The organism is Terriglobus sp. (assembly GCF_965201105.1).
Lineage (GTDB): Bacteria > Acidobacteriota > Terriglobia > Terriglobales > Acidobacteriaceae > Terriglobus.
The window spans coordinates 3,611,767-3,625,890 of sequence record NZ_OZ241741.1; the positions used below are offsets into that span (position 1 = coordinate 3,611,767).

Annotated in this window: 12 protein-coding genes and 1 tRNA gene; 9 read left to right on the forward strand and 4 right to left on the reverse strand. The window is 63.5% G+C overall.

The features are described 5' to 3' along the window. The first annotated feature begins 5 nt into the window (after positions 1–5). A complete protein-coding gene (locus ACOFKT_RS15920; protein ID WP_419804966.1) occupies positions 6–254 on the forward strand; it encodes a hypothetical protein in 249 nt (82 codons plus the stop codon). Beyond that, positions 251–556 carry a Uma2 family endonuclease gene (locus ACOFKT_RS15925; RefSeq protein ID WP_419804967.1) on the forward strand — a complete coding sequence of 102 codons (306 nt, stop codon included), beginning with the start codon at positions 251–253 and terminating at the stop codon, positions 554–556. The genes ACOFKT_RS15920 and ACOFKT_RS15925 overlap by 4 nt, the downstream gene beginning before the upstream one ends. A gap of 73 nt (positions 557–629) precedes the next feature. On the opposite strand, the gene bamA is transcribed toward ACOFKT_RS15925, so the two are convergent. Then, positions 630–3,641, reverse strand: coding sequence for an outer membrane protein assembly factor BamA (bamA, locus tag ACOFKT_RS15930; protein WP_419804968.1), 3,012 nt, complete (start codon positions 3,639–3,641; stop codon positions 630–632). Between the two features lie 359 nt (positions 3,642–4,000). On the opposite strand from bamA, the gene ACOFKT_RS15935 reads away from it, so the two are divergent. Further along, on the forward strand, positions 4,001–4,564 hold the full coding sequence (locus ACOFKT_RS15935; RefSeq protein WP_419804969.1) for an inorganic diphosphatase: 564 nt from the start codon (positions 4,001–4,003) through the stop codon (positions 4,562–4,564). A gap of 53 nt (positions 4,565–4,617) precedes the next feature. On the opposite strand, the gene ACOFKT_RS15940 is transcribed toward ACOFKT_RS15935, so the two are convergent. Then, positions 4,618–5,103 (reverse strand): hypothetical protein, encoded by a 486-nt coding sequence (locus tag ACOFKT_RS15940; protein ID WP_419804970.1) that lies wholly within the window; start codon positions 5,101–5,103, stop codon positions 4,618–4,620. A gap of 102 nt (positions 5,104–5,205) precedes the next feature. Between ACOFKT_RS15940 and ACOFKT_RS15945 the strand changes: the two genes are divergently transcribed. After that, positions 5,206–8,061, forward strand: coding sequence for a glycoside hydrolase family 3 C-terminal domain-containing protein (locus tag ACOFKT_RS15945; protein ID WP_419804971.1), 2,856 nt, complete (start codon positions 5,206–5,208; stop codon positions 8,059–8,061). A 349-nt stretch (positions 8,062–8,410) separates the two neighbouring features. Here ACOFKT_RS15945 and ACOFKT_RS15950 read toward each other — a convergent pair whose 3' ends face one another. Further along, entirely contained in the window at positions 8,411–8,860 is a 450-nt protein-coding gene (locus tag ACOFKT_RS15950) for a c-type cytochrome domain-containing protein (RefSeq protein ID WP_419804972.1), read from the reverse strand. Between the two features lie 286 nt (positions 8,861–9,146). Between ACOFKT_RS15950 and ACOFKT_RS15955 the strand changes: the two genes are divergently transcribed. After that, positions 9,147–11,447, forward strand: coding sequence for a DUF5715 family protein (locus tag ACOFKT_RS15955; RefSeq protein ID WP_419804973.1), 2,301 nt, complete (start codon positions 9,147–9,149; stop codon positions 11,445–11,447). Between the two features lie 202 nt (positions 11,448–11,649). On the opposite strand, the gene ACOFKT_RS15960 is transcribed toward ACOFKT_RS15955, so the two are convergent. Then, positions 11,650–11,898, reverse strand: coding sequence for a hypothetical protein (locus ACOFKT_RS15960; protein ID WP_419804974.1), 249 nt, complete (start codon positions 11,896–11,898; stop codon positions 11,650–11,652). 162 nt (positions 11,899–12,060) lie between these two features. On the opposite strand from ACOFKT_RS15960, the gene ACOFKT_RS15965 reads away from it, so the two are divergent. The 4 genes from ACOFKT_RS15965 (at position 12,061) to ACOFKT_RS15980 (ending at position 14,111) form a co-directional block, all read left to right on the forward strand. After that, positions 12,061–12,147: transfer RNA gene (locus tag ACOFKT_RS15965), tRNA-Leu, on the forward strand. 229 nt (positions 12,148–12,376) lie between these two features. Beyond that, positions 12,377–13,249 carry an indole-3-glycerol phosphate synthase TrpC gene (gene trpC, locus ACOFKT_RS15970; protein ID WP_419804975.1) on the forward strand — a complete coding sequence of 291 codons (873 nt, stop codon included), beginning with the start codon at positions 12,377–12,379 and terminating at the stop codon, positions 13,247–13,249. Between the two features lie 8 nt (positions 13,250–13,257). Then, entirely contained in the window at positions 13,258–13,944 is a 687-nt protein-coding gene (locus tag ACOFKT_RS15975; RefSeq protein WP_419804976.1) for a phosphoribosylanthranilate isomerase, read from the forward strand. Then, positions 13,944–14,111: a hypothetical protein gene (locus ACOFKT_RS15980; RefSeq protein ID WP_419804977.1), complete on the forward strand. Its 168-nt coding sequence runs from the start codon at positions 13,944–13,946 to the stop codon at positions 14,109–14,111. Before ACOFKT_RS15975 ends, ACOFKT_RS15980 begins: the two co-directional genes overlap by 1 nt. The last annotated feature ends 13 nt before the right edge of the window (positions 14,112–14,124 follow it).

A 14,124-nucleotide genomic window follows, 5' to 3' on the forward strand; every position in this document is an offset into this window, starting at 1 on the left:
GCCGCATGGCAACAACAGTCCTTATCCCGATCGGAAAGTATCTGCACACCAGCTATCGGCCCGACCGCGACTACGTGGACGGCGAAGTACAGGAGCGCAATTTAGGGGAAGGCTGGCACGCAGCAGTTCAAATTAATCTTGGCATGATTTTCGGGCTGCACCGGCACGAGTGGAAGCTCCGCCCTTATACAGAGCAGCGCGTGCGGGTGTCCGCTTCGCGGGTTCGCATTCCCGACGTTTGCCTTGTACCATGATCGAGCCAATTGTGAAGGTCCTGCACAAGCCTCCGGTCCTGTGCATCGAGGTGTTATCACCCGAGGACCGCTGGCGCCGCGTCCTTGAACGGGTCCGGGACTACCAACAAATGGGCGTACAGGCTGTGTGGATAATCAATCTGCGTTCGCGCGATATCTGGATCGCCGGCCATGCCGGAGAACCAGTTCTTCACGAGGAGGAGAGTCTCACCGTGCAAGGAACACCGGTACAACTTCCGGTAACCGAAATTTTCGCGTTCAGCGACGAAGCCCCGCTCGGAGATGATCCGGATTCTGAGTAAACGCGATCAAAAAGTCGTTCATGAAACAGAAAAGGCGCTCCTGCCGGAGCGCCTTCTTGTTTGGCATCATTCGTTAGAACGTGGTGCTGACCGAGAGCCGGAATGTCTTGCGCGGCTCACGCAGCACATAGTTCGCACCATACAGTTGCAGCGCCTGCGCATAGGTGAACGCACCCGCCCCCGAGTTCGGAAAGAACGAACGGAAGGCATTGTTCGGGTTCTTTGGATCGGTCTGCACGGCGAACTGCTGCGGCAGCGTTTCATACAGGCGCAGCGGGTTATACGCGTAGAAGATGCGGAACGGCGCGTTCACGATCGGCAGCAGAACGCTGATCTCCGCACCGTTGGACATGCGCGGCACAAAGTTGGTGCCGCTGACCGTCTTCAGCAGGAACGGGAAGTTGACCTGCTGACCACCCGAGCATGCGCCGTTGGTGTAGACCGGGCAGCCGTACAGCGGGCTGGTGATCTGCGCCTGCCCCAGCGGGCTCTGCCGCAACTGGCTTTCGCGCGCGTTGAACGTCATGTTGAAGTCGGTAAAGAACGAGAAGTTCACTTGAGACACGATCGGAATCGTGTACTGCAGGTTTCCGGTAAATGACGTGTCGCCGCCCACCTGTACCAGCCGGTAAATGGGCAACGGGATCTGCAGATTGCCCAGGGCGGAGTTGGACGGGTCGCGTGGCACGGTGGAGCCGTCCGGGTTGGTCAGATTGAAATTGACGCGCGTTGGAATGAACGTGTACGGCGACGCCGTGCGGATGTCAAAGCCGCGCAGTTCCTGTTCGCCGCCCGAGTAGAAGCGGTTGAAGGGCGGCGCGACCTCGCCACCAAAGCCTTCCACGTGCGCGAACTGCGCACGCATGCCGAGCACGTTATGGCCTTCACGCGAGATCCGCAGACCCTTCATCGGGTAAAACTGGCGGAAGCTGATCTGCGGCGAGATGTACTTCACATTGCCGCCCGCGCCAGCGATCTGCAGCGCCGCGTTGAAGTCACGGCCGGAGTGCGGACCCACCGCGCGATCGACCGACGAAAAGCTGAAGTTGGGCGTCAGCACGCTGGTCAAAATTCCGTTCAACTGGTTACCGCTGGACTGCAGTCCGCTGCGGAAGGCCAGCGTTTCGAATACATTGCGGGTGTTGTCGTTGAATGTGCTGATGTTCTGCCGCGTAATCGCGTACGAAGCGCCCACGCGGGTCACGCCCTTGTTGCGAAACAGATGACGCAGCGGCGAAGACACTGACAGCGTGATGCCCGTGGTCGATGTGTTGTAGTTCGTCAGCAACGACTGCTGCGCGTTCGACAGGTTCACGTTTGCGCCGCTGGTCGCGTAGCTCTTGGCCTGGTTGAAGTCGTACTTCTGCGCATACACCTGCACGCCAAGCGAGACCGGCTTGTTGCGGAAGTACGGCTCCGTAAATCCAAACGTCAGGTTGCGCGACAGATTGCCAACGTTGGCGACCACGCTCAGCGTTTCGCCCAAACCCAAAAAGTTGTTGGTCTCATAGTTCAGGCCGATGAACGAACCCGACAAGCCGCTCAAACCGCCGTTCAAACCGATGGAGTTCTTGCCCTTTTCCTTCAGCTTCAGCAGGAGGTCGACCGTACCGTCATCCGCGTTGGTGCGCGTTTCGGAATCCTGGTCGGCCTTCAACGTTTCGAAGTAGTTCAGCTGATTCAGGCGCAGAATCGACAATTCCCAAAGCTGGTTGTTGTACTTCTGCCCCTCTTCCAGCAGGAGTTCGCGGCGGATTACGCGATCGCGCGTGATGGTGTTGCCGGTGAACTCGATCCGAGACACGAAAAACTGCTTGCCCTGGTCGATGTCGATGTCCAGGAAGATTTCCTTCTTGGCTTCGTCGAAGCGCGGCACCGGCGTGGCGACCATGTTGATCCAGCCGTCCGAACCGAAGGCCTTGCGAAGCGCCTCAAGTCCCTTGCCGAACTGGGTCGCGTTGAACCACTCGCCGTCCTTTTGCGCGAACTGCGCGCGCAGTGCGGCGGCCTGGAAACGCGTCTTGTCGAAGCCGGTGAAGTTGATGCCGCCCAGCTTGTAACGGTCGCGTTCCTCGATCGGGATCCGAATGTCGATCCGCTTGCCATGGCTCGGGTGCAGCGTTAAGGGATTGAAGCCCGTGACGTCGCGCACCTGGGTCGCCGGCTCACCGGGCTGCATCTTGAAGTAGCCGCGGTCGCGATACGCGTAGTGCACGCGTTCCACGTCTTCGTCCAGCTTGGTCGCGTCAAACGTGCGCGCAAACAAGTTTTCCAGGATGATCGAGTGCGGAATCCCGAGTGGCTTCGTGTTCTTCATCGCGTTGCGCAGCGTGCGCGAAGAAAGCGCGTGATTGCCCTCGAATTCGATCTTGCCGACCTTGACCGTCGGACCTTCCTTGATCACAAACAAGAGGTTCACGCGTGCCGGCGGGATCGTCTTCACTTCCGTGGTCACCGTGGCAAACTGGTGCCCGTGCTCGGCCAATAGACCACGCAACACCACTTCCGCGCGCTTGATGCGGGTGGGATCGTACTGCGACTCCACGCTGATGCCGACCTTGGCCTTTTTCAGACGTTCCAGCGCGTCACTCTGCGTGACCGAGTTCAGGCCTTTGTAGGCAATCTCGCCGATGGTGGGCTTTTCGCGCACATACACAGTCAACTGGGTGCAGCCCGTCGCGCCTTCCGACCGCTCGATCCGAACGTCCTCAAAATAGCCGGTGTTCCACAACGCGTTGAAGTCGCGCTCAACGGTCGCCGGGTCGTACTGGTCCCCCTGCCTCGAAAACAGGCGGGCAATTACCGACTCCTTTGGGATGCGCCGATTGCCGACGACCTGCGGCGTGCACAGTGGTGCGGAGGCGGCGACCGAGGCCGTTGCGGCAGGAACAGGGCTCGCCTGTGCCTGGCTGTTGCCCGGTGAGAGAACGCCGGCCAGCAGCAGCGGAAGTGTCGCTGCGGTCAGGCTATACATGTTCCGCCGCGACTGCTCATTCCCGCGGCGAGCTTCGGCGACGGCAAGGCGCTGCCGCTGCACACGCGAACTCCATGGCGATGCGGGAGGCGCACCCTGCTCTGATTGCATGGAAGAGCAAACGCTCTTCGGTTTTACGGACAAAATACGCACATCCTCATTGCCGAGCCAGCGCAGAACGCTGCCCCTGAAACTACGCTCGCGCGCCCTGAATCGCAGACGTGTCCGAACGTCCGGAACAGTCCCAAGGCGGCGGTTCACCACGCACAGAATCGTTCCGGTGCTGAGAAGACGATTGTATCTGACAGGGGAAAGCAGACGCGACCCCGGAATCTTCATCGAGGGTGCCAGTGATACACCACTGCACCATTTTCGGGGCACAGGCGCGGCCCGATCGAGCCGGGCCGATCGACGTAAGCGCAGGAGCGGCGCTCTTCAGTCTTGAGATGTACAAGTGCATCCAACCACATATGAGCACGTCCGCTAACTCCTTCGCCGACCTGTCCGCACTCGATCCGTTCCAGGGCGACACGCTGCAGGTTGTCATCGAGACACCAAAGAGCAGCCGCAACAAGTACGCCTACGATGCGGAGCGGCGCTGCTTCCAGTTAAAGAAGGTGCTGCCCGCGGGCATGGCCTTCCCCTATGATTTCGGGTTCGTGCCCAGCACCAAAGCCGACGACGGCGATGAGCTTGACGTGCTGGTGCTCATGGACGAACCGGCGTTTCCAGGATGCGTGCTAAGCGTCCGGCTGATCGGCGTGATCACGGGTGAGGACAAGCTGGAGGACGGCAAAACGCAGCGCAATGACCGGCTGCTCGCCGTCGCCTGCGCCAGCGACTTGTATGCAGACATCCAGCACGTGAACGATCTGCCCGATCCGCTGCTGCGGCACATGGAGGAGTTCTTCCAAAACTACCCCCGCGTGCTCAGCCAGAAGGAGTTTCATCTGCTTGGAACCCAAGGCTCGGAAACGGCAGCGAAGCTGGTCGCGCAGGCGCAAGCGGCAGCACGGTCGGTCGAAAACAGTTAAGGAGACGCAGCAAGCCGCGCCTCGATCCTTCGTACACTCGCCCTGCCCGGTGTCTATGCCGCTGGTTGCGCTTGTTTGAATGAGCGCACCAACGCTTCCAGCGTGCCGTCTGGCGGTGGGCCTTGCGTGGGAGCCGCCACCGGCTTGGTTGCCGTCAATGCGGAGCGCGACACCACCACCGGAGCCTTGGGCACGGCGGTGTCCAGCGGTCGCGGTGCCGCCGCCTCTTTGGCACGGGGTCCTCGCCGGCCAGTCTTGATCCCCCGCCGCGATACGTGCCGCACCACGGACGACGCTTCCGGGCGCTCTTCCTCAACCGGTTCCGGCACCGCTGCCACAACCAGCAGCGGCGCAACCCGGGCTTCCACGGCCACCAAAGACTGCAGAATCGTTCGTACCTGCCGCAGACGCGAGATCTCCTCGTCAAGCATGACGACGATGCTGTTCTGTTCCATGGGCTTCATAATAATGAAGATTCGTTCCACAGACGCTCGCGGCAGGGCCACCGCTTCGCTTGTCTGCTGTCTATTGCGCGCCATAGTATGGCTTCGCGTTCGTATGGATCACGCCAATTGTTCGGAGCAACGTAACAGCGCGCGCCCGTTCATCCGCCAAACAACCCCAGTCTTCGGAGCCGCTCTGTGACACTTCGCCCCATCGCTCTCGCGCTTGCCGCCGTGGCCATCGCCCTGCCTGCCGCAACGCAGCAATCTGACGTACAGCAATCCGGCAATGTGCAGCAGCGCCCCTGGCTCGACACGAGCTTGCCAGCACAGCAGCGCGCTCACCTCCTGGTCCAGAAAATGACGCTGGACGAAAAGGCGCAGCAACTGGAGGACTGGGCCACCGCCATTCCACGTCTCGGCATCCCCGACTACCAGACCTGGAACGAGGCCCTGCACGGCGTTGCGCGGTCCGGCTACGCAACCGTCTTCCCCCAGGCCATCGGCATGGCCGCCACTTGGAACCCGAAAATGCTGCAGCAGGTCGGCGATGTGATCTCGACGGAGGCCCGCGGCAAGTTCAACGGCGCGCAGCGCGAGGGCAATCACCGCATCTTCTTCGGCCTCACCTTCTGGTCGCCCAACATCAACATCTTTCGCGATCCGCGCTGGGGACGCGGCCAGGAAACCTATGGCGAAGACCCGTTCCTGACCGGGCAGATCGCCGGCGGCTTTATTCGCGGCGTGCAGGGCCCCGACCCCGACCACCCCAAGGCCGTCGCGACCAGCAAGCACTACGCCGTACACAGCGGGCCGGAGTCACAGCGTCACATCTTTGACGCCGTCATCTCAAACCGCGATCTGGAAGAAACCTATCTGCCGGCCTTCCGGTCCACCGTGGTCGACGCGCACGTGAAGTCGCTGATGTGTGCTTACAACGCGATTGACGGCCACAGCGCCTGCGCCAACACCATGCTGTTGAAGGATCACCTGCGCGACGCGTGGCACTTCAGCGGCTTCGTGGTTTCGGACTGCGCCGCCATTGTCGACGTAACCAACGGCCATCACGACGCACCGGACATCGAGCACGCCGCCGCAATTTCGCTGAAGGCTGGAACGGACCTGTCCTGCTCCATCTGGGCGCCCGGCTTCAACACGCTGGCCAAGGCCGTGCGCCACAACCTGGTCAGCGAGGACCTGGTCACACAAGCGGCGGAACGGCTCTACACCGCGCGCTTCCAGCTCGGCCTGTACGACGGCGGCAAGAACGCGCTGGACAACGTCTCGCCTGACGTGGCCGGCGACGCACAGAACGGCGCGATGGCCGAGAAGGTCGCCGAAGCTTCCCTGGTGCTGCTGCAGAACAAGGGTGCGTTACCGCTAACGAACCGGGCAAAGTCGATCGCCGTGGTCGGCCCCACCGCCGACCTGCTGGTCTCGCTTGAGGGCAATTACAACGGCCAGGCCCGCAGCTACGTAACGCCGCTGGACGGCATGCTGCAATTGGGCGGCAAGACCGTGCACTACGCGCAGGGATCCACGCTGGCCGACGGCGTTGTGGTTCCGGTGCCGCGCACGGCATTGCCGGGTGGCCTGAAAATGGAGGTCTTTGCGTCTACCGACCTGAGCGGTCAGCCCGCGTTGACGCGCACAGTTCCAAATATCCAAAATGATTGGGACAACGTGGCGCTCGCTCCTGGCGCAGGCTCGTCCAACGGTGGGCATGATTATTCCGTCCGCTGGACCGGCAAACTGCGCCTGCCCGGCCCCGGCACCTACAAGCTGGCGCTGGAAGGCCTGTCGAGCTTCCCGTACTCGCCCAAAGAGACCTTCCGCTTCACCATGGACGGCAAGACGGTGAAGGAAGGCAGCCTGCAGAACCTGCGCACTGCCAAGGAGGCTGCGGCGAACTCGTCCGCGCGGCCGGAACAAAAGGCCGAGCCCCAACAATCCGAGCCCAAGAGCGGCGAGAAGCCGGCGACCACCGACGCAACAATGCAGGACGCTGCGGCCGCCATGGGCGACTTTCACTTCGCACCTGGAGCTTCGCCGACCGCGCCGCCCGTGATGACCGGGTCCTCGCCCGCAAAGTTTGAGGTGACGGTGAACGATGCCGCGGACCACGACATCGTGATCGAGTACAGCCATGCCGGCGATCATTCCGGCGGCGGCCTGGTGCTCAACTGGGAGCCGCCAACCCAGCCGCTGCTGGATGAAGCGGTCGCTGCGGCCAAGCAGTCCGACATCGTTGTCGCCTTCACCGGCCTTTCGCCGCAGCTGGAAGGCGAGGAAATGCCGGTACACGTGCAAGGCTTCAGCGGCGGCGACCGGACCAGCATCGACCTGCCTGCCGCGCAGCAGCGGATGCTTGAGGCGGTCGCCGCGACCGGCAAGCCGGTCATCGTGGTCAACCTGAGCGGCAGCGCCATCGCCCTGAACTGGGCAAAGGAGCACGCCGCCGCCGTGGTGCAGGCGTGGTACCCAGGGGAGGCGGGCGGAACCGCGATTGCACGCGTTCTGATCGGCCAGAGCAGCCCCGCCGGCCGCCTGCCCGTTACCTTCTACGCATCCACCGGCGACCTGCCGGCCTTTACCGACTATTCGATGAAGAACCGGACCTATCGCTACTACACGGGCACGCCGCTGTGGGGCTTCGGCTACGGGCTCAGTTACACGACTTTCCAGTACGGCGCGCCGAAACTAAGCGATGCCACGCTGACGGCTGGAAAGCCGCTGACCGTGACAGTGCCGGTGAAAAACACGGGCAAGGTGGCTTCGGACGAGGTGGTCGAGGCCTACCTGAAAACACCGCAGCCGGACGGCCCGGCGCGCTCGCTGGTCGCCTTTGAACGCGTTCACCTGAACCCGGGCGAGAGCCGCGACGTGACGCTGCACGTGAGCGACCGGTCACTGTCCAGCGTGACGGACGCCGGCGACCACGTCGTCCTGCCCGGCCACTACGAATTGAGCGTCGGTTCCACCCAGCCCGGCCCAGGTTCGAACGCGGTCATGGCCGGCTTCGAGGTCCAAGGAACGGCAACGCTGCCAAAGTAGCGGCAGCGATCTGTCGCACACGTGTGTGCGCAGTCATCGCTCGTGTTTGCCGCAGGCGCGGCCGATCTTTTGCCGCGGGCGCGTTTAATCTCGAATGTTTACACAGTGCTGCTGTTCGCACGTTACTGTGGGAGCACTCAGCTACCCTGGGAACACTCACCTAAACATTGTCATTTCGACCGGCGCAGGACAGTTTCACCGTCCTGCGCAGTGGACTCGGTGCTTGCACCGAAACCCGCATTTTGCGCGCCACTGCGTTCATGCTGCGACCGAATGCCGGTTCCCACTCGTTCCCGTAACCCGGGCGTAACTGTTTGCAAAGACCAAAGCCCTTGCCGTTGGTGAGGCTCTACCGGTCCATCACCACACCATCCGCGACCCACTTGCGAATCGCCGCGACCTGCGCATCCGTCAGGCGGTCGCCCTTGGGCGGCATGCGCATGGGGTCGTCCTCGGGCAGCTTTGGGTTGATGACGCGAACCAGCAGGCTGTCCTCCGGCCGCCCCAGCACGACCATGGCGCCGTCCTTGCCACCCTGCATCAGGGCGGCGCGTGTGCTCATGTTGAACCCGCCACGGCGGTTCATGCCGCCGTGGCAGCGTAGGCAATTCGCCTGCAACGTCGGCAGCACTTCCGTCTGGTACTGGTGCAGCCGGGCGGCCTGCTGCGGGTCAATGGTCTGGCTCGCCTGGCCTGCGCCGGCCGCCTGCACCGCGGGACTACATCCAGCCAAGGCCAGCAGCGCAGCAGCGGCGCACGCATAAGCGGCGGCTAACCAGTTCTGGTGAAACGCGTGCATGGTCATTGGACGGGGAAGGGCGGCTCCAGGGTGGCGACTGCGCAACCGCAGCGACAACTCCGGGTCTATTTTCGCAGGGCAGCCCGCGTGGCATGGACGCGGGTTGCCCTGCTCTTTGATCCCGCGAAACGCAACCCCAGCCGTAACGGACTGTCACCGGGCACAACGTGGTCACGTTCCGGTGTAACCACCATGGCACGTATCAGCCTCGTCACTTTCGCCGGTGTAAGAACGCCATTAGCCTGAGGAAGCTCTGATGTTTGATTCTCCGCGGCCGGTCCGAACCATGCCTGCCGCTTCGACCGTGTTCACCTCACCTGCTGCCGCGCGTCCGGCTGCCGCGATGTTGCGGCTGTTGCCAGATGCCCTGGAATCTCGCCCGAGCCTTACAAGCCTCAGGCGTCGCGTCCTGCTGCGTGCTGCTTTGGTCCCGCTGGCGTTTGCCGCCGTGATGCTTCCGGCACACGGGGCCGGTCACCGGTTTCCGGCACGGTCCGCGGCGCATCCCGCTGCGGCGCACAAGACAGCCTCCGCTTCCATCGCCGCTCCCACAAAACGAACAGGCGCAACCCGCATCGCCACGGTTCTTGCGGCCGCACAGCATGGCAGCCACGCGGCCGCGAAGCCGCTGTCCCCCGCGACATCCCGCCACGGCAGGGTGGCCGTCGCGGCACACCCGCTCTCCCGCTCGGAGCGCCGGCAGGCCGAGGCGCAGGAGCGCCAGCAAGCCCTGTACGCCCTGCAGGAGCGGTCACTCAGGCACACCTCGCCGCACAGCCTCGCGGCCCGCTCCTCTGCGCGGATCGAAGTCTCGCAAGACCTGCCCAAGCCGCATCCGCGAAATACGTCCGTGAGCCTTGTCTCGGAAAACGGCGACGCTCCCGCGGACAGCCGAATTCAGGACCGGGTTCATGCGTGGTATCGCGCACACCAGCCGGATGCGGCGAGCGACAATGAGGCCTCGGGCGACGCGGATACACATGCCCCCAGCCGGCAGGCTCCGGCGCGCATTCTAGCGACAGTCACGCCGAACGCGCAGCCCGACCTGTCCCCCGCACCGCACAAAGCGACCACGGCTGACTTTACCCACGCCGCCGCAGTGCAGCGTGAAACCATCGCAGCGGCGCGTGACCAGCAGGCCCACCAGACCACGTCTGCCGACGACAACGCCGATGCCGAAAGCCGCATTCCCAGCACGGCACCAACGGAGCGCGAGCCCGCACCCTTCGTCCACGGCAGCTTTGGGGCCGCGGCGCACAGCGGCGATCATGAGGACAGCGGCGTGCCCGCGGCCAACCTCTCCACCAGCCGCTCGCAACGGCAGCCGGCGCCCTCGCCGCTTCCTGCGCCCCTTCCTGCCAACATCGTGCGGCAGGCTCCGGCAGCAGCGACCAGCATCGCGCCACCGCAGCACGTGGATCTGAAACACCGTGGCGACGGCTTGAGCTCCGCAATCGCCGCGGATGAAGCCGCACAGGCAAGTCGCGCCGCGGCATCCCACGGTTCGAACAGCAACATTCCCGTTGCAACCGCCGCGGACAGCTCGCCGCGCGCCATCCGTGCCTTGGCAGAACAGACGGCGAACTCGCCCACGCCCGCGCTGAAGCTCCCGGCGCCTCCCTCCGGCGCTCTGCGCAAGGAGCTGCCCGCCGTTGCCGCGGTCGAAAGCGGTGCTCGCCGCCGGGAACTGGATCCGGCGGTAACCTCCGGCATGGCCGAGGAAACATTTGACGAAAATGACACCCCGGCAACGGCACGCACTGCCATCGCGCTCGCCGCGCCCAGTCCAATCGCCGGCCTGGTGCCCGCCCGCACGCACGCCATTGCGGCAAGTGACGAGGGTGATGCAAACCTGCCTGCGGCTGCAATGGTGTCGGTGAACCTGTTTGACCGGCATGGCCGGTTAATCCTGGTACCGCCAATGAAGGGCTCGCACGAAATCCTGGTGCACCAGAACCAGATGGCCGTGGCCGACGGTCTGGATCGCATCCAGGACGACCGCGACCTGCTTGACCTGCGGCAGCGCAAGCTGCTGGTCGCCCTGCCGGATGAGGACAGCACCTACCCCGACGACCGCCTGCCCGCGAACCGCCGTTACGCGCGGCCGTGGACGATCCGCTTTCTTCGCGATCTGGCAAAGTCGCACTACGCCCGATTCGGCACACCGCTGATCGTGACCAGCGCCGCGCGCACCGTCGAGTTTCAGCGCCGGCTGGTCCGCGTGAATGGCAATGCCGCCCCGCCGACCGGCGACATCGCCTCCCCACATCTGTACGGCCAGGCCATCGACATTGGCAAGGGTCGCATGGGGCTGACCGAGCTGACGTGGATGCGCGCCTATCTGACGCCGGTGGAAAACGACGGCAAGATCGACGTGGAAGAAGAGTTTCAGCAGAGCTGCTTCCACATCAGCGTGTATCGCCGCTATCTGGGCTTGCCCACGCCGCACCGCACCGCACCGCCCGCGCAGAACACGCCAGCTCCGCTGCTGACAGCGAAAGAGGCTCCCGCCACGGACGTTGGCAAGCCCGCGGAAAAGAAGCACCGGCGCATCAGCGCCGCCATGCTGGCGACCGGTCTGCGGTAACACGGCAGACATTTTGGTAAGCGCGTTGCCGACACGGCACCTGTTTGCCGTCGACGCACCCAGACTTGTCATCTCGACCGGAGCAGGACAGCTTCACCGTCCTGCACAGTGGAGAGACCTGCATTTCGCTTTCGCCGGCAATCCCGCTTAAGCGTTGAGAACCCTCGCTCGGAACGGCACCCGCAAACCATCGCCCGCCAGTCTATCGGGGCGAGTGCGTCTTGATGTAATTGCGCAGCTGCATGTTGATGTCCAGCGCCTTTTGCGTGCCGCTGTCGAGCATGCGAAGCCACTCGCTGGCTGGCGATGGCAGATCGGCCGTGCTGAGCAGGTAGCCGGTTTGCACCACAATCTCCAGGGCGTTGCTCAAATCATGCGCCAGCTTACGTATGTCCAGCGCCAGGTCTTCGGGTAACACACTGCTGCTGGGGGAGATGGCGGACTTGCTCATGACGGCAGAAGCTCCTGAACGTGGAGGAATAATTGTCTGATGCGCGCCGCTCCGCGCGGTGTTGCGCAGAAGAGCCGAAAGTGTTTCACCGGTTTGACACAGGCGGAGGTCGTTGCGATACTGAGCAGGCTGCAAGCGATGGACGAACGCGCCTCGCTCCGTGCCGAAATGGCGGAATTGGCAGACGCGCATGGTTCAGGTCCATGTACTCGCAAGGGTGTGGAGGTTCGAGTCCTCTTTTCGGCACCAACGATCTGCAAACGCGATGCTTCGGCATCGCGTTTGCCGTTTCTGCTGTGGTTGAATGCACGGTCCGCAAGGAACACAAACGTTGTGCCCCACCTTCGCCGCGCTCTTTACGGCTAAGGTGGGTGATGTGGCACGGAGCTTACGTTGCTGTTCCGCTGTGACCTCGAACTCACGTTAGCTTCGCGAGCGTGGGGCACGGCACACCTCAGCAATGCAATACCCTAAAAGCATGCCCGTCACGAATGCAGCGCCGACGCACCTTGACCGCATCGTCGCGCAAACGCGCCGCGATCTGGTCACACGCATGGCGTGGACCGGACGCGCCGCGTTGGAACGGGCAGCGGCAGAGCACCAGCCGCGCGGCTTTGCGGCAAACCTCCGCATGGCCGCACAAAGCCGTCCGGCGATCATTGCCGAGCTGAAAAAGGCTTCGCCATCGAAAGGTCTCATCCGCGCAGAGTTCAACCCTGCCGCGCTGGCGTCGGCAATGGAGCAGGCGGGTGCTGCTGCGCTCTCCGTCCTCACCGACGAACCGTTCTTTCAAGGCAGTCTACGCAACCTGCAGATCGCGTCCGATGCTGTCCAGATCCCATGCCTGCGCAAGGACTTCATGGTCGATCCGTTCCAGATCGTGGAAGCGCGGGCGCACGGAGCGGATGCGATCCTGCTGATCGTGGCGGCGCTCTCCGACCATGAGCTGCGCACCTTGCGCGATGCCGCGCGCGATGCGGAACTCGACGTGCTCTGCGAAGTCCACTCGCCGGGAGAAATTGAACGCGCCCTGCCGCTGGAATGCGAACTGTATGGCGTGAACACGCGCGACCTACGCACCTTTCACGTGAACAGCGATGCGGCGCTCACCATGGCGCAGATGCTGCCGGCGACCGCGGTGCGCGTAGGCGAAAGCGGCATCCGCACCGCGGACGACATCGCCCGCATGTCCGCCGCCGGCTTCGATGCCTTCCTGGTCGGCGAAACGCTGATGCGCGCCGATGATCCCGGCGCGGCACTCAGTGAACTGCTTGAGCCGATGCCTTCTTACGGTGCCATCCCAAGTGTCGACCCTTTCGTTCTCGTACCCGATCTGAAAACAAAGGGCTGATTCGCCGTATGTGGATCAAAATCTGCGGCAACACGGACGTGAATGACTGCCTGCTGGCAGCCGAGCTTGGCGCGAATGCGCTCGGCTTCATCTTCGCGCACGGCAAGCGGCTCGTCACGGCAGAGCGCGTCGCCGCCATCACGGCGGAGCTGCCCCCTTACCTCGAAAAAATCGGCGTCTTTACCACGCGCGACTACGACGGGATCGTGCGGACGGTCGAAACCGCCGGGCTCACCGGCGCGCAACTGCACGGGCCATTGGACTTCGGTTTGAGCGAACGCCTGCGCGCGTATTTCGGCGACGTGGACCGCTGCGCCGTGATCCAGGTACTACCCTGGTGGACGGATGTTTCCGCCGAACTACAGCGCGAGGCGTTCGCAACCGAAGCGCGCGAGTCCGCGGAAGACGGCAGTGCCGACGCCCTCCTGATCGACTCGCGCACACAGCAACAGAGTGGCGGTACCGGCGTTGCGTTCGACTGGGCGGCGGCGAAATCCGCACTGGAAAGTGTCGACTACCGCTTGATCGCCGCGGGAGGACTGCACGCCGGCAACGTTGCGACCGCAATCACCACGCTGAAGCCCTGGGGTGTGGATGTTTCGAGCGGTGTGGAGCTTGCAGCCGGCCGCAAAGACCCACAGAAGCTCGCCGCGTTCATCGCCGCCGTTCGTGCCGCGGAAAAAGACAACTCCTGATGCCCTTCCTTCTGTTCATCGCGCGCGCGTTCATCCAGACCTTCGGCATTACGCAACCCACGCCAGAGGGGGAGCGCCGTGCCGCATGGTTCATCGGCGTGCTGCTCTTCGTCATTGTGGCGGCGGTGGTCGCAGGTTTCGCATCGTTCGCCGTGCTGCACCGCTGAGCCACGCTCGCTA